This window comes from Bacillales bacterium (genome assembly GCA_035700025.1).
Classification (GTDB): domain Bacteria; phylum Bacillota; class Bacilli; order Bacillales; family DASSOY01; genus DASSOY01.
In genome coordinates, this window is the sequence record DASSOY010000064.1 from 1 (window position 1) to 15,521 (window position 15,521).

Genomic DNA, 15,521 nt, shown 5'->3' on the forward strand with positions numbered 1-15,521 from the left:
GAGTTTCCTCGTCACGCTTGGCTTTTTGTTCAGTTTTCAAGGAACAACTTCCTTCATTTTCGTCATCCGCAAAACGTCTCGTTTCGCGTCGGAATTTCGTCGTCGCTTTCTAACAGCGACTTTATTAATATACCACGCTGCACAACGCATGTCAACCAATTCGAGCAATTTTTTTCGTCCGTATCGATTGATCATACATTTCGGCGACGAAAAATACTATACCATCTTTCATCCAATTTCGCAATACCTTTTCAACAAAAAAAGAAAGACCCGCTGAAAGCCGGTCAGCGGATCTTGCGACAAATGCTTTCTTACGACTGCGGGCGCATTTGCGGAAACAGCAAAACATCACGAATCGACGGGGAATTCGTCAACAACATGACAACGCGGTCAATCCCGATGCCAAGTCCGCCGGTAGGCGGCATGCCGTATTCGAGCGCCTCGAGGAAATCCTCGTCCATCATATGCGCTTCATCGTTCCCTTCGCTGCGCTCGCGCACTTGCGCCTCAAATCGTTCCCGCTGGTCGATCGGATCGTTCAATTCCGAAAAAGCGTTGGCGTGTTCACGACCGACGATAAACAGTTCGAAACGATCGGTGAATCGCGGATCGTCTGCGTTCTTCTTCGCAAGCGGGGAAATCTCGACGGGATGTCCGTATACAAACGTCGGCTGAATGAGCGTATGTTCCACCTTTTGCTCAAAAAACTCATTAACGATATGACCGAAAGTCATCGAAGGTTTGATTTCAACACCGTGTGCTTCGGCGAGCGCACGAGCTTCATCGTCGCTCATCCGTTGCCAGAAGTCGACACCCGTTTCCTCCTTGACCGCGTCTACGATGTGAATCCGGGTCCATTGCGGCGAAAGATCCAATTTATGTTCGCCGTACGTGATACTCGTTGTTCCTAATACTTCGCGCGCGGTATGAACGATCACGTTTTCCGTCAATTCCATGATGTCATGAAAATCAGCATAGGCTTGATACAATTCCATCATCGTAAATTCCGGGTTATGACGAGTGGAAATCCCTTCGTTGCGGAAGACGCGGCCGATTTCATAGACGCGTTCGAGACCTCCGACGATCAATCGCTTCAAATGAAGCTCGATGGCAATTCGCATATACAAATCAATGTCCAGCGCGTTATGATGCGTAATGAAAGGCCGCGCGGCAGCACCGCCGGGAATGGAATGCATCGTAGGCGTCTCCACCTCAAGAAAGCCATGATCGTCGAGATAACGACGCATCGCCCGTAAAATTTTACTGCGGGTGACGAAAGTGTTTTTCACCTCCGGATTCACGATGAGGTCAAGATAACGCTGACGATAGCGCTGTTCAACGTCCTGAAGCCCGTGGTACTTGTCGGGAAGCGGACGCATCGATTTCGACAAAAGCCGAAAATCGTTCACCTTGACCGAAAGTTCCCCGACTTTTGTTTTAAAAGCAATACCCGAAACACCAACAATGTCCCCGATATCACTTTTTGTGAAAAGCTCGTATTGTTCTTCGCCGACCTGGTCTTTGCGTACGTAAATTTGAATCTGCCCCGTCAAGTCCTGAATATGGCTGAATCCGGCTTTCCCTTTGCCGCGCTTCGTCATGATCCGCCCGGCCAGCGTTACGCGCTCCTCTTTTTCCGCCAATTCCTCTTTCGTATCGTCGCCATACGCCTGGGTCATTTCGGCCGCACTGTGCGTGGGCTCATAACGGCCGCCGAACGGGTCAATCCCTTCTTCCAGCATACGGTTCAATTTTTCTTTCCTCGCGAGCATCAAGTCGTTCACGTCAAGCTCCTGACTCACAACAACCACTCCCATCCGTCCCGAGTTACCGGTCCTAATATTTTGTCGGCAAGTTACACGGCGAGTGCATCTTGCATGCTTTGCTTCGTCCGCTGCGTTCTCCCACCTTTTCCAAGAAATCCGTCCACCGCCGCACATGCCTTGACTCTACCAAGAATCGAAAACAGACGATTCACCTTCTCTTATTCAATGTTTGCCGAGCTTCTTCCGGTGTTAATTCTTCAACCGACACCTTCAAGATTTTCGAGATTTGCGTTAAAATTTTTCTCGTCGGAACCCGATTGCCCCGCTCAATTTCGCCGATGACCGAAACTGAAACTTCCATTTCATCCGCCAACGACTCTTGCGTATAGCCTTTCAGCTTTCGAAAAGCGCGAATCTTTCTTCCCCACTGTTCAGCCTCCATAATCGCACACCTTCTTTGCCTGAAATTTGCTTGACATATTCGGAAAGCGATACATTCGTGCCTGGGACCTGAAAGGAAGGATTGAGCTCCGAAAGCGGCACGAGCACAAATGCTCGCTCATGCATACGGGGATGCGGAATTGTCAAAGCGTCCGTTTCTATCGTTGCTTGATTGTACAGCAAGATGTCAAGATCAATCGTTCGCGGTCCCCAGCGGACTTCACGCGTTCGCCCAAGCTGGTTCTCCACCGAAGCGGTTGCATGCAAAAGCTCGTCTGGAGCGAGCTCAGTGGAAACTTCCGCAACCATGTTTAAAAAATCAGCCTGATCGGTGCAGCCGATCGGTTCGGTCTCGTAAATTGAAGAAAGACGCGTTACATGTATCCGGCGATGCCCGTCCATTCGGAGGACCGCTTCATGTAAATACCGATCGCGTTCCCCGATGTTCGTTCCCAATCCGATATAAGCCGTCGTCATTGAGCCTGGCGCTCCCTCGTCATTTCGACAGCAACCGAATCATAGTGCCCGGGAATCGGCGGATCAGGTTTGATAACCTTAACCGTGCAGCGTTGGATAACCGGAAAAGCGGCCAGCAGAGAGGCTGCAATCTCTTCGGACAATGTTTCAACCAATTGCCGCGCCTTCCCTTCCATCGTTTCTTTTACGAGATCGTGAACCTTGCCGTAATCGACCGTCTTGGCAAGATCATCACTCCGGCTGGCTGGTTTTAAATCCCCTTCAAGAACAAGATCGACGTAAAATCTTTGCCCAAGCCGGTTTTCTTCAGGGAAAACACCGTGGTATCCATAAAAAGACAGCCGATTCATGTAGATTTTATCCATTTCTTCACATCCTTAAAGAATGAAATCACGTCGACACGGATACCCGCTTGATCATGGCATCCATCATCGTCGTCATTCTTTTGATCGGCAATACGTCGTGCACGCGCACGATCTGACACCCTTTTCCAACGGCAAAACAAACCGTTGCCCCCGTGCCTTCCACTCGTTCATCCTTCGGGAGCGACAACGCCTTGGCAATCATCGATTTTCTCGAAGTCCCAAGCAGTACCGGGTATCCGAAGGAAGTAATTTCTTCCAACCGGTCCATCACTTCGAGGTTTTGCTCGTACGTTTTCGCAAAACCGATTCCCGGATCAAGGATGATGTTTTCTTGTTTCACGCCTGCGCGCATCACAATTTCAATGCTCTCCGTTAAATCCGCCAAAATATCTTTCATCAAATCACCGTATTGCGGATCTTTCCGATTGTGCATTAAGATGATCGGCACATTATAATGCGCAGCGACCGGCGCCATCTCCGGATCCGCTTTCGCGCCCCACACGTCATTGATGATCGAAGCCCCTGCCTCGATCGCACGCCTCGCGGTCTCTGCCTTGTACGTATCAATGGAGACCGGGACGTTAATCCGGGAAGAGACTTCTTTAATTACCGGCACCACCCTGCGGATTTCTTCTTCTAAAGAAACGGGTGTATGCCCCGGGCGCGTCGATTCTCCCCCAACATCTATAATGTCAGCGCCGTCCTTCTCCATTTGCATCGCGTGAGATACTGCTTTATCTGCTTCTACAAAACGGCCGCCGTCGGAAAAAGAATCCGGTGTAACGTTTAAAATTCCCATGACATGCGTTTTTTCAGCCAAATTCAATTGATGGTTGCCGCACCGCAGCCATTGATTCTGTTGTCCCATGAACCATACTTCCTTTCACTGCCGAGTGTCGGCGAATCCAGTGCATCGGATGATAGAGCCGTGGGATAATCATACGATATTCCCGGCGTTTATCGTACCGGACGGGATTTTCGGTAATGCGCCGCCCAATTTTGCAGCAACCTTTTGCCGTCCGCAGTCAAAATCGATTCCGGGTGAAACTGAACACCTTCAAGCGGATACCGCTTGTGGCGAATCCCCATGATTTCTCCTTCTTCTGTCTCAGCGGATACGATAACATCTTTCGGAAGCGACGCCCGTTCAACCGTTAACGAATGGTAGCGCGCAGCGGTGAACGGATTCGGCAAGTTTTCGAAAACCGTTTGCCCGTCATGATGGATTTCCGATGTTTTCCCATGCATTAAACGGTCGGCTTTGACGATGTTCGCCCCGAATGCTTGGGCAATCGTCTGATGGCCGAGGCAAACGCCGAAAATCGGAAGTTCTCCGGCAAAGTGCCGTACTACCTCTAACGAGATCCCGGCTTCATTCGGCGTGCACGGACCCGGTGAAAGTACGATCAGTTCGGGCTGCATTTCCCTGATTTCCGCAATGGTTATTTGATCATTTCGGCGAACGACCGGATCTTCTCCAAGCTCCCCCAAATATTGCACGAGATTGTACGTGAATGAATCGTAATTGTCGATCATTAAGATCAAGCTGAACTCCTCCTCGTCTCAACTCACCTCGTCTCGGCTGTTACGCGGTGGTCTTTTGTCTCATTTTACACGATGTGCGCCGCCCTTTCATCTATCGACCGTTTGCCCGGCTTTCCGTTTTTAAGCGTTCCAGTTGTTCGCGCTCAAAGGTGTACACTTTTCGGCAAAAATGGCATGTCGCTTCCGCGCGGCCGTCTTCATCGATCATCGATTGAATTTCGTCCTCACCGAGGCTGACGATCCCGTTGGCGATGCGTTCCTCGGAGCAATGACATTCGAATGAAACGTCACAGCTGCCCAGCAATTTAACGCGGTCTTCTCCAAGCCATTCGTATAAAATTTCTTCAGGTGTCAGTCCCCGCTCGACCATTTTCGAGATGGGATCGGCTTGAAAAATTTTCTGCTCGACTCGTTTCGCGGTCGTTTCCGATGCTCCGGGCATCATTTGCACGATGACGCCTCCCGCGGCGAGAATCGTATGATCAGGGTTTACGAGGACGCCGACACCGACGGATGAAGCCACCTGTTCCGAATTGTAAAAGTAGTACGCAAAATCCTCGCCGATTTCCCCGGAAATAAGCGGCACTTGACCTGTAAAATGCTGCTTAAGACCGAGATCCTTCACGACGGACAACGTCCCTTGCTTTCCAACCGCTCGCGCGACATCAAGCTTTCCTTTTTCATTTAAATCGAAATGTACGTGCGGGTGACTGACGTAACCCCTGACGTTCCCTGACGCATCCGCGTCGGCGATGATCGGACCGAGCGGTCCGCCGCCGTCGACTTTCACCGTCAATTTGTCCCGGTCTTTCAACATCGCTCCGGTCATCGCCGCTGCCGTCATCGTCCGGCCAAGCGCTGCCGATGCCGTCGCCCACGTATCATGCCTGCGCTGAGCTTCAGCAACCGTATTCGTCGTTGTCGCGGCATAGGCTCTGATCTCTCCATCCCATGCCAAAGCTTTCACCAGATAGTCTTTCATCGATGCTCGCCCTTCCTTTCAGCAAACCGTCATGAAGCGATGTTTCGTTCATAAATCAACTGCAAACCTTTCAAGGTCAGAAAACGTTCCACATGGTCAATGACCGACGACTCGCCGGCAATAAGCGAGGCTAATCCGCCGGTAGCGATCACGGAGGGCGTCGACTGCGTCTCCTGCTTGATGCGCGACACAATACCTTCCACTTGCCCAACATATCCGTACAACACACCCGATTGCATCGCAGTGATCGTGTTTTTGCCGACAATGTGATTCGGACGGGCAATTTCAATGCGCGGAAGTTTCGACGCATTGGCGATCAACGCTTCCGTGGAAATATTGATTCCTGGAGCGATTGCACCTCCGATGTATTGACCTTTCTCATTAATATAACAATAAGTCGTCGCTGTTCCAAAATCGACGATAATCAACGGCGAGCCGTACAAATGAATGCCCGCAACAGCATTCACGATCCGATCGGCGCCGATCTCTTTCGGGTGATCCGTTTTGATATCGAGTCCGGTTTTGATCCCGGGACCGATAATCATCGGTTCCCGATGAAAGTATTTTTCACACATGCGTTCCAATGCAAACATGATGGAAGGAACGACGGATGAAATGACGATGCCCCGGATGTCGCGAAAACGGATGCCGACATGTTCAAACAACGTCTTCAATTGCATGGCATACTCGTCTTCGGTCTTAGTCGTGCTCGTGCTGATCCTCCAATGGTGTTTCAATGTTTCTCCCTCGTACAGCCCGCAAACGATATTTGTATTCCCAACATCAAAAACGAATATCATTCTTCTTCGTCTCCCATTCCATCGCCGTCTTTCTATCCAAAAATAATTAGCACTGACCCAACCATAATGGGCTGCAACTAACAGCGGAATCGCTTCAACCGTGAAAAAGAGGATGTCCCGAGTGAGACATCCTGATCCATGCTTGCTTACTTATTTTCGTCGTCTTCTTCATCCTTTTTCTTCGAGTGGATGTTAACCTTTAAGTTGCTTTGATCCGAATCCTCGCCGGATTTCGAATCGGTTTCTTTCGCTGCCGGCTTTTCGCGTTTTTCTGCGTCTTCAGCGGAGATTTTCGGCAATTTCCCTTCGTGCCAGAGCGAACGAATTTGTTCGGCATCAAGCGTTTCCAGTTCGAGCAATTTCTTCACCATCAACTCGACTTTCTCCCAGTTTTCGGTGAGGATCTTCTTGCATCGCTCGTAACTTTCCTTCACGATGCGCTGCATTTCTTGGTCAATTTCGTATGCAATCGAATCGCTGTAATTTTGTTCGCTTTGAATGTCTCTGCCGAGAAACACTTGACCGCTCTGGTTATCGCCGAATTGCATCGGTCCGAGCTTCTTGCTCATCCCGAATTCGGTCACCATCCGCCGTGCCATGCTCGTGACGCGTTGGAAGTCGTTTGTCGCTCCGGTGGAAACCTCACCATTGAACGCGAGCTCCTCGGCGACCCGTCCGCCGAGCAAACCGACGATTTTCTCAAGCAATTCCGGTTCGGTCATGAAGAAACGTTCTTCTTTCGGCAGCGGAACGGTATAGCCTCCCGCCTGTCCGCGCGGGATGACGGTCACTTTATGAACCGATTCCGCCGAATCGAGCACCATGCCGATCGCCGCGTGGCCGGCTTCGTGATAAGCAACGATATCACGTTCTTTCTTCGAGATCACGCGGCCTTTCTTCTGCGGCCCCGCGATGACACGCTCAATCGCCTCATTGATGTCTTCCATTTCGATACTCTTCTTGTTCGATCGCGCAGCCACAAGGGCGGCTTCGTTCAACAAGTTCTCCAGATCCGCTCCGGAAAATCCGGGAGTCAGCTTCGCAATTGTCGCAAGTTCCACGCCTTCGGCAAGCGGCTTGTTGCGCGCGTGGACTTTCAAAATGTCTTTACGCCCTTTCTGATCGGGGCGATGAACCGGAATTTGCCGGTCAAAACGGCCCGGACGCAACAGCGCCGGATCGAGAATGTCAGGCCGGTTCGTGGCTGCAATTATGATGATGCCTTCGTTTACGCCGAAACCGTCCATTTCTACCAGCAACTGGTTCAACGTTTGTTCGCGTTCATCATGCCCGCCGCCGAGACCCGCGCCGCGCTGGCGGCCGACGGCGTCGATTTCATCGATAAAGATAATACAAGGTGCGTTTTTCTTCGCATTTTCAAACAAATCGCGAACCCTGGATGCACCGACACCTACGAACATTTCAACAAAGTCAGAACCGCTGATCGAGAAAAACGGAACACCCGCTTCACCGGCTACCGCTCGGGCAAGCAATGTTTTACCCGTACCCGGAGGTCCGACCAACAGCACACCTTTCGGGATGCGCGCGCCGAGCGCGGAAAACTTGCGCGGATCTTTCAAGAACTCCACGACTTCGACGAGTTCTTGTTTCTCCTCGTCGGCTCCCGCGACATCCTTAAACGTGACCTTTTTCTTTTCTTCGCTGTACAGCTTCGCCTTGCTTTTCCCGAAATTCATTACACGGCTTCCGCCGCCCTGCATTTGGTTCAGAAGGAAAAAGAACAAGATGAAGATAATGACGAAAGGAATGATGGACGTAAAGAACGTCACCCACCCGTTCGTTTGCTGAGCCTGATCAACATTGGCCTGGTCAGCTTTCGTCATGACTTGGTACATGATCTTCTCATTGTCGACAACATTGGTGATAAATTGTTGATTGGCAGGGTAGCCTTCGAGCTTACCCCTTATCGTATAAACACCGCCTTCAGGCTGTACCGTAATTTGCGTCACGTCACCTTCTTGGAGGTGTTTCATGAATGTGTTGAAATTCATTTCGGTGGTTTTTTGATTGGAATCGTTGAAGAAACTTACGATCCCGATGATCACCAAAAAGATAAACAAATAAAAAATGGTATTGCGGAAGATACGATTCATTCCTTCCCTCCTCTCAACAACAAAACAACCTAGTCTATCGTACCATAATGACAGAAACAATCACAACAAATATTATTTGTAGATTTCCGGTTTTAAAACCCCGATGCACGGAAGGTTGCGATACCGCTCCGCATAGTCCAAACCGTATCCGACGACAAACGCGTCCGGCACCGTAAATCCAACGAGATCCGGCGTCAAATCGACTTTTCTGCCCGTCGGTTTGTCAAGCAAAGTGACGATTTTGATCGATTTCGCTTTCCGGTGCCGAAACAATTGAACGAGATAACTTAAAGTTAAACCGCTGTCGATGATGTCCTCGACAATTAACACATCTCGGCCTTCAACGGTGGTGTCCAAGTCTTTGATGATTTTGACTTCGCCCGACGACACCGTTGCATCCCCGTAACTGGAGACGTCCAAGAAGTCCATTTCCAAATGAATCGGCATGTGCCGGGTAAGATCGGCCATGAAATGCATGGCGCCCTTCAACACGCCGATGACGAGCGGAAATTTCCCCTCATATTCTTCGGCGAGCAAACGGCCCATCTCCTCTGTCTTCGCCGCAATTTCTTCTTCTGTCAACAAAATTTCTTCGAGATCTTCTCTCACTTTCCCATATCCTCCCCGATGTGTTCGAACAACTGAAAGCGCAGCGCCAAATACCGCCTCGTCCCTTCGGACGGTTTGGCGAGCCGTGAGTGCTTCAATCCCGGAACCCAAAGAACATTTCCGCGCGAATCGGTCACGATGGGCCATTGTTCCCGCAAATGCCGCGGTATTTTTTGATCGATAAAAATAGCCTTTACCTTTTTCGAGCCTTTCATTCCGTTGGCCGCGATTCGGTCACCGGGAGCTTTTGAACGCACGAAAAGCGGCATCGAAACAAGATCCGCATCGCAAATCAACCGTTCGGGACCCTCCAGCTCGTCACCAGGATCTGCGATGAAGTCGGCCGTAATCCAACCGACAGGGCACCTTGTCTTTCCGGGTACGTCCAGCACTTCACTGTATGCGACAGCTTCCGTTGCATGATCGTTATATGAAAAAATAAAGTGGTCATATGATCGGACCACCCGTAAACCGCGAGGAAAATCCAAACGTCCGGAAGGTTGCTCATGAGTGAGCAAATGGAGCGCTTCTTCGATATGTATCAACGAAAGAGAAGCAGGAGTTTCCTCATACAGATAGTTTAATATTAGTTGAATTACCCTTCTTTGTAAAGCGATCGGAATACGTGTCAATGCCTTGACGGAACACGCAATTCTGTCCTTTTGGCGATCGACTTCGACTTCATTTAATGCCTTTTCAGCAAGCGATTGCAGGAAAAGATGGTCCGCAGTCAACACTTCACTTTCCAACTGAAACCGGGTATGTACATTAGGGTTTTCCCTTTTCAGAAAAGGTAAAACCGAATGACGAAAGCGATTTCTCGTATAAGAATCGCTTTCATTGGAAGGATCTTTTCGCGGGTGAATGTTTCGTTCCTCGCAGTACTTCTCGATTTGCTGTTTGTCGACGCCGAGAAACGGGCGGATAATTTCCCCGCACGAAAACGGCCGGCGAACGGGAATCCCGGCCCTGCTCAAGCCGAAACTGCCGCGAACTTGCCTCATCAGCATCGTTTCGATCTGATCGTCCCCGTGATGAGCAAGCGCGAGAAAGTCGGCGTGATGTTTTTTCATGATGGAGGAGAAAAAGCGGTAACGTTCCTCGCGTGCACGAGCCTGAACGCGAACCCCTTTCCCATTGTCGAGGCCGAGGCTCGCCCCTTCAAATGCAATGTCCCGACGACGGCAATAGTCTTCGACGTAACGAAGATCTTCCGCAGATTCCGCTCCGCGAAAACCGTGGTCAACGCTGGCGACAACGAGAGTCAACCCCCAAGAACAACGGACGCTGCGCAAATAATCGAGCAGCGCCATCGAGTCCGGTCCTCCGGAAACGCCGACGACGACACTCGCATTTTTGCGCAGCAATTGATGTCGTTTAATGAAGCGATCGACCGCCTGTCTGATGGCAAACACCGTCCCTTTCCATTCGATGCACCCTAAGTTTAGAAAAGCGGACAAGGCGTGTCAATCAATGTATGCCGAACAAATAGAGAAAATAGACGATAAATAAAGTGAGCCCGAGCATCAACGTTTTTGTCCATTCCCGACGCTTCTTCGGTTTGTTCGCGGAAGCTTGAGCACGTTTTGTGCCGGCGCCGACCCCCGTCGACGGCTGCGGCGTCTCGCGAACGTGAAGTCTTTTCACCATGTCTTGCCGCATGGAAGGAGCACCCGCATACTTTCCTTGCAAGGCAAACGCGATCACACGTTGATACGGCTTTAAAGAACGGTGGCTTTTCACCGCGTTCATCAGCTGTGAATAGCCGTCCTTTTTTTTGTTGAATCGTTTTGGATAGGCGGCATTGATCATGATCATCGCCACTGCAAATAAATCATAGGAAGGCTCCGCTTTTCTCGACCCGAGTCCCCAATACCCGCGGTCGAAAAACTCGGTATACTCTTTAATCGATCGGCCAATCACCGTCGTCCCCCCGACATCGAGCCAGCGAACACGAGGCGGCGGTCCGGTTACGAGCAGATTGTCTGGTTTCAAATCTCCGAACACCCATCCTGCGCGATGAAGCCGATCCAAATCCGCAAGCAGCTGCACGACGAGTATTCCGATCCATTCCGAGGGGCGCGATTGAATGAAGGAAAGCAACGGGACCCCTTTTAAATATTCCATCACATAAAAGGGGAATGTGCGGGCACCGGTGTTCCAATCATCAACGTCAATCAAAGAAGGTCCAAGGACGTTGCCCTGAACCTTGGAAAACTTCCTTAGGACATTCACTTCGGACATGAGCGAAAGACTTTCGCGGCCGATTTTGACAGCCACCCGTCCGTTGACACATTCCGCCAAAAATACGTCGCCGTTTGCCCCGCGTCCGAGCGGGCGGATGATGCGATAACGGCAATGATGCCATTTCCCGCGAATGACCGTCCCGGCGGGAAGACTATGAGCCCGATTCTTCAATGAATAGGTCATCTTCCTCCATCCGACTCCTTCTCCGCGTACGTTTGAAATAAGTAAGCGCCTCTCTCATTGCCGGTCCGGTAGGAGTGACGCCTCCCGAAGACAATTTCGACAACACTTCGTGAATGACGTTGATTTCCGGGTTCCAATCGAGAATTTTTTCGGTCGCTCGTTTTTTTCCAGGAAAACTATACAAGGCAAACCGGTTTGACCCGCTTCTAGCGCCCAAACTGAGTGACAAGTCGACAAGGGCATCTTGAACCGTCGGCAACTTCGACCGCATGCTTGCGCTCGTATCAACAAGAATGAGCACTTCCAGATTCAGTGTTTCGCCGAGTTCGTCGACGACCTCCATCACTTCCCCGCGTTTTTCCGGTGACAAATCCTTCATTTCCTCATCTTCGCCGAGAATGCTTTGCAGCTCCTTGTTCACGACCCCTTGGATCGTTTGCGTCATCGCTTGGCGAGTAACCATTTGCACCGTTTGCGACAACTGCTTCGCATACACAATTTGACTGATCCCGCCTCCGGAGAGCGCGATATTTTCAATTTCTTTCATCCCGTTCTCTGCAATCGTGTCATTTTCTACGACCCCGATCACATTGACAGTAATGCCTTGCTCCTTCGCGAGCGCGGCCATCGCTGTCGGGTCTTCTCCCTGGTTGGAACAGCCGTCGGTAATCAACAGTAATTGCCGTAACGTTCCTTTGCTCATCGTGCCATCTCCCTTTTTCCGTTAAAAATGATGCAAAACCATTACCATCTTCGACGGAAAAAGCAAGAAATATACCGCACACCGAAACCTCTATTGCGCTTTTTTCTTCGCGGCCGGCCGCGAAAATCGGGGAATCGCCGCCCATTTCGGAATGTTATGTTTCACTTTCGCAGCTACCACCGTCATATCATCGTCGATTCTCCCGTGTTTCGTACGGATGACCTCTTCCATAATTAAGTCCGCCGCTTCCTGCGGGTCATCGGTTTCCAATTCGCGGATTTTCCGTTTCATCCACACCTCGTTGTTCTCAATGTTTTCCGCCCCCTCGAAAATCCCATCGCTCATCATGAATAGCAAATCGCCGTCTTTCAGTTGTTCGCTGACAACGTCGACATCGAATTCGTCGATGACGCCCATCGGCAAATTCCCCGCTTCGATCATCCGCACTTGATCTCCCCTTTTCACGAAGCTTGGACTCGAGCAAATTTTTAAAAATTTCGCACCGGCATTTTGCAAATCGATCATGGCCAAATCCAGTGTGGAGAAAATTTCGTCGTTCGTCCGCAGCGACAAAATCGAATTGACGGACTTGATGGCGACCGTTTCATCAATGCCCGACTGCAACACTTTTTGCAGTAATTTTAACGTTTCACTGCTTTCCAGATGGGCGCGAACCCCGTTCCCCATGCCGTCGCTAATCGCAATCGCATATTTTCCGGATCCGAGCTCCAACGTCGAATGGCTGTCTCCGGAAACCCATGCGCCTCCCTTCGCTGCATTAGCAATGCCGGTCTCGACGACGAAATCTTTTGCAGAGCCGAATGAAGCCTGACATATGCCGTTCGGATACTCGGATTGTACCTCGTCTTTGACAACGATCGTTTCCCCGAGAATGTCCGAAAGCATCGGAGCGATGATTTTCTCGCACTCGCCCCGTCCCCGGCAATACGGAATCGTCATTTCAATGTCGACCGCGCCGTCTTCCAAGCTGTAAATGTCGATATTGCGAATTTCAAGCCCGATTTCCCGCAAAGCTTCAACGATTTGATCTTCCTGGAATTGGTGCGTGTCTCTTTCTTTTTGAATTTCCCTCGCGAAATCCCCCATGACTTGGGAAACGCCAAACAGTTGGTCGGCCACAAGCTGACGGCTCTCCCTTACTTTCCGTTTCAATGCCTGATTCACGTGATACTGATTCATTTCTTTATGAATCGCCTGAATGACTTCATTTGGTTTCCGACAGTAACTTTCCCAATTCTTGCTTAAAACATGATCGTTGAGCACCGGTTCATGCTCCGCTTCACTCATAATCCGCTGCATGTAATCATAGGTTTTATCAAAGTTCCTCTCCCAGCACCGTTGTTTCAAGAAACACGTTTGACACGTTTCGGCGGTGACATGGCTTAGAAACAAATCGATTTCCCGTTCGGGGTCGTCTTCGCTCATTTGCAGGTCTTGCGTGGAAAAACTGCCGGCAAGCGCCTGAAACAAACTGGAAAAATGTTCGACACGATTAGCCGTCACATCGCGGATTTTCCGCAAATATTGTTGTTGCTGCACGGCATGTTCCCTCGTCCCCGGGATGTAAGCCGCCAAACGATCGGTCAATCCTTTCGGGGTCAAGAAAAAGAGACCGACAGCAACCGCCGCTTCCCAAACCATCGTCACTAACGAAGTGTCGCTGTTGCCGTACAACCCGATTAACAGCGTGCCGATCAGCAATCCGAGCCCGACGCCCGCCTTTTTGCCCTCTTTCATTAATCCGCCGAGCAAACCGGCAAAGGCAAGCAAACTCATTTGATACAAACTCGCGACGTTCGCCAAACTCAAGATCAATCCGACGACGACGCCCACGGTGGATCCGATCGCCGCACCGCCGACAAAAGCGAACAAAATCACGAAATAATCCGATAAAACATGTTCCACGGATAGACCGCGGATGAACCAGCCTGTCGTGCCGGTCAAAACCGAAGCTAATAAAATAATGAAGCAAATGATTTCCTCGTTTTTCAAGGAACGTTTCAACGTTTTCGTCGAGAGCAGCGGAACGCTTTGCAAAAAAATCATTGTTAAAACAAACGCCAAACCGGCTTCAACGGACGATAAAAGCCAATCCGATGGGGTTACCTTCCCTTTCGCTAAAAAAGTGAATGCCGCTCGGCCCAACATATTGGCGGCGAACACGAGAATCGGGAGCGCCTTGGCCGGATCGGGTTTCCACCGGTCGATGATTTTTTTCATCGGCAAAAAGAGCACAATCGCCATCGTGACGAATAAAGTTTGCCACCATCCAGCCGAAATCGCTCCAGCCGTGAGCGTGAGAAAGGCGAGCCGCTTCTTCCGCGGTTTCAACAAAGCGACGGTTGCGAAAAACGGAAGCGCAAAAGGAGACATCCCTGCAAGTATGGCGGCTCGTCCAAGCAAAAAACCGACAAACAAAATGAACACATGCCCATCGACAAGTTTTCGCATGAGCGATGATTTCAACCGGTTGAACGGCCGCGCCGCTTTCGTTTTCCATCCTCCGAATACCGATTTCGTATGCGGATCCAAAACTTTTCCCATTTCCATTCCCCCACCCGTATAATCATTTCGTGCTTTCCATTTAAACACAAGCGGCATTCAGTTTTTGTCAAAACAACAGGAAGAGAAAGCAATACTTCTCGACGGATTTCTGTCTCGCTAGTCAAAACAACAGACGGGTTTGCATAACTTCGGAAAATCGAAGCGTAGACAACGTCGAATGCGCGAAACATGAAAGGTCGACGAAAAAAAAGAAGATCCCGAAAAGCGTTAAAATGAACGCAAAAAGGCTGCCGAGTCTCGCTCGACAGCCTTCGTCCGTATAACCTTTGGCGGACGCTTGAATCGTATTCGCTTTTACAATGGCGGTGGAGGGGATCGAACCCCCGGCCTTACGGGTATGAACCGTACGCTCTAGCCAGCTGAGCTACACCGCCGCAAAACAGGCACGAGGTATATTTTACGAAATCCCAATCCGTTTGTCAATGGAAAATAACGTAGATGTTGTACGTCTGTGATATTGTCATGCTGTAACGCTTCAATGAAAATGTCACTATGGGACAGGAGACACTTTCATTGAGCAGAAAAGAACTGAAGCGTTACACCGTTGTCAAACAAGTCATGAATCATCAGTTAACGACAAAGGAGGCTGCGGAACTACTCGATCTTAGTACCCGTCAGATTTTCCGTCTTAAGAACAAAATTTTACAGGAAGGAGAACCCGGTGTCATTCACAAAAACCGCGGACGCAAACCTGCACATGCCA

General features: G+C 50.2%; 15 protein-coding genes and 1 tRNA gene. 1 reads left to right on the forward strand and 15 read right to left on the reverse strand.

Features of this window, described 5'->3' with window-relative positions; translation table 11 throughout:
- Window positions 1-311: 311 nt before the first annotated feature.
- The 15 genes from lysS to VFK44_10690 all read right to left on the reverse strand — a co-directional run bounded on the left by lysS (window position 312) and on the right by VFK44_10690 (window position 15,192).
- Window positions 312-1,772, reverse strand: coding sequence for a lysine--tRNA ligase (gene lysS / locus VFK44_10620; protein HET7628831.1), 1,461 nt, complete (start codon window positions 1,770-1,772; stop codon window positions 312-314).
- A gap of 202 nt (window positions 1,773-1,974) precedes the next feature.
- Window positions 1,975-2,208, reverse strand: a complete 234-nt coding sequence (locus tag VFK44_10625) for a helix-turn-helix transcriptional regulator (protein ID HET7628832.1) — start codon at window positions 2,206-2,208, stop codon at window positions 1,975-1,977.
- A complete protein-coding gene (gene folK / locus VFK44_10630; GenBank protein ID HET7628833.1) occupies window positions 2,160-2,684 on the reverse strand; it encodes a 2-amino-4-hydroxy-6-hydroxymethyldihydropteridine diphosphokinase in 525 nt (174 codons plus the stop codon). The genes VFK44_10625 and folK overlap by 49 nt, the downstream gene beginning before the upstream one ends.
- Complete coding sequence (gene folB / locus VFK44_10635; GenBank protein ID HET7628834.1) at window positions 2,681-3,049, reverse strand: dihydroneopterin aldolase; 369 nt, start codon at window positions 3,047-3,049, stop codon at window positions 2,681-2,683. Before folB ends, folK begins: the two co-directional genes overlap by 4 nt.
- A gap of 25 nt (window positions 3,050-3,074) precedes the next feature.
- A complete protein-coding gene (gene folP, locus VFK44_10640; GenBank protein HET7628835.1) occupies window positions 3,075-3,917 on the reverse strand; it encodes a dihydropteroate synthase in 843 nt (280 codons plus the stop codon).
- 89 nt (window positions 3,918-4,006) lie between these two features.
- Window positions 4,007-4,594 (reverse strand): aminodeoxychorismate/anthranilate synthase component II, encoded by a 588-nt coding sequence (pabA, locus tag VFK44_10645; protein HET7628836.1) that lies wholly within the window; start codon window positions 4,592-4,594, stop codon window positions 4,007-4,009.
- A gap of 91 nt (window positions 4,595-4,685) precedes the next feature.
- Window positions 4,686-5,576: an Hsp33 family molecular chaperone HslO gene (gene hslO / locus VFK44_10650; GenBank protein ID HET7628837.1), complete on the reverse strand. Its 891-nt coding sequence runs from the start codon at window positions 5,574-5,576 to the stop codon at window positions 4,686-4,688.
- A gap of 29 nt (window positions 5,577-5,605) precedes the next feature.
- On the reverse strand, window positions 5,606-6,376 hold the full coding sequence (locus VFK44_10655) for a type III pantothenate kinase (GenBank protein ID HET7628838.1): 771 nt from the start codon (window positions 6,374-6,376) through the stop codon (window positions 5,606-5,608).
- A gap of 146 nt (window positions 6,377-6,522) precedes the next feature.
- Window positions 6,523-8,490, reverse strand: a complete 1,968-nt coding sequence (gene ftsH, locus VFK44_10660; protein ID HET7628839.1) for an ATP-dependent zinc metalloprotease FtsH — start codon at window positions 8,488-8,490, stop codon at window positions 6,523-6,525.
- Window positions 8,491-8,562: 72 nt separating this feature from the next.
- Complete coding sequence (gene hpt / locus VFK44_10665; protein HET7628840.1) at window positions 8,563-9,099, reverse strand: hypoxanthine phosphoribosyltransferase; 537 nt, start codon at window positions 9,097-9,099, stop codon at window positions 8,563-8,565.
- Window positions 9,096-10,514: a tRNA lysidine(34) synthetase TilS gene (gene tilS, locus VFK44_10670; protein HET7628841.1), complete on the reverse strand. Its 1,419-nt coding sequence runs from the start codon at window positions 10,512-10,514 to the stop codon at window positions 9,096-9,098. The genes hpt and tilS overlap by 4 nt, the downstream gene beginning before the upstream one ends.
- A 55-nt stretch (window positions 10,515-10,569) precedes the next feature.
- On the reverse strand, window positions 10,570-11,529 hold the full coding sequence (locus VFK44_10675; protein ID HET7628842.1) for a phosphotransferase: 960 nt from the start codon (window positions 11,527-11,529) through the stop codon (window positions 10,570-10,572).
- The gene (locus tag VFK44_10680) at window positions 11,498-12,232 is read right to left on the reverse strand and encodes a VWA domain-containing protein (protein ID HET7628843.1); all 735 of its coding nucleotides are present in this window, start codon (window positions 12,230-12,232) and stop codon (window positions 11,498-11,500) included. Before VFK44_10680 ends, VFK44_10675 begins: the two co-directional genes overlap by 32 nt.
- 90 nt (window positions 12,233-12,322) lie before the next feature.
- Window positions 12,323-14,803: a stage II sporulation protein E gene (spoIIE, locus tag VFK44_10685; GenBank protein HET7628844.1), complete on the reverse strand. Its 2,481-nt coding sequence runs from the start codon at window positions 14,801-14,803 to the stop codon at window positions 12,323-12,325.
- Between the two features lie 315 nt (window positions 14,804-15,118).
- Window positions 15,119-15,192: transfer RNA gene (locus VFK44_10690), tRNA-Met, on the reverse strand.
- Window positions 15,193-15,331: 139 nt separating this feature from the next.
- Between VFK44_10690 and VFK44_10695 the strand changes: the two genes are divergently transcribed.
- Window positions 15,332-15,521: helix-turn-helix domain-containing protein (locus VFK44_10695; protein ID HET7628845.1), on the forward strand; the 190-nt coding region annotated here is incomplete at its 3' end.

What these genes read in the sequence shown, in the direction of transcription:
- lysS (HET7628831.1), bottom strand. Translation starts at nt 1,772, where the DNA reads ATGCTCGCGAGGAAAGAAAAATTGAACCGTATGCTGGAAGAAGGGATT.
- VFK44_10625 (HET7628832.1), bottom strand. Translation starts at nt 2,208, where the DNA reads ATGGAGGCTGAACAGTGGGGAAGAAAGATTCGCGCTTTTCGAAAGCTG.
- folK (HET7628833.1), bottom strand. Translation starts at nt 2,684, where the DNA reads ATGACGACGGCTTATATCGGATTGGGAACGAACATCGGGGAACGCGAT.
- folB (HET7628834.1), bottom strand. Translation starts at nt 3,049, where the DNA reads ATGGATAAAATCTACATGAATCGGCTGTCTTTTTATGGATACCACGGT.
- folP (HET7628835.1), bottom strand. Translation starts at nt 3,917, where the DNA reads ATGGGACAACAGAATCAATGGCTGCGGTGCGGCAACCATCAATTGAAT.
- hslO (HET7628837.1), bottom strand. Translation starts at nt 5,576, where the DNA reads ATGAAAGACTATCTGGTGAAAGCTTTGGCATGGGATGGAGAGATCAGA.
- VFK44_10655 (HET7628838.1), bottom strand. Translation starts at nt 6,376, where the DNA reads ATGATATTCGTTTTTGATGTTGGGAATACAAATATCGTTTGCGGGCTG.
- ftsH (HET7628839.1), bottom strand. Translation starts at nt 8,490, where the DNA reads ATGAATCGTATCTTCCGCAATACCATTTTTTATTTGTTTATCTTTTTG.
- VFK44_10675 (HET7628842.1), bottom strand. Translation starts at nt 11,529, where the DNA reads ATGACCTATTCATTGAAGAATCGGGCTCATAGTCTTCCCGCCGGGACG.
- VFK44_10680 (HET7628843.1), bottom strand. Translation starts at nt 12,232, where the DNA reads ATGAGCAAAGGAACGTTACGGCAATTACTGTTGATTACCGACGGCTGT.
- spoIIE (HET7628844.1), bottom strand. Translation starts at nt 14,803, where the DNA reads ATGGAAATGGGAAAAGTTTTGGATCCGCATACGAAATCGGTATTCGGA.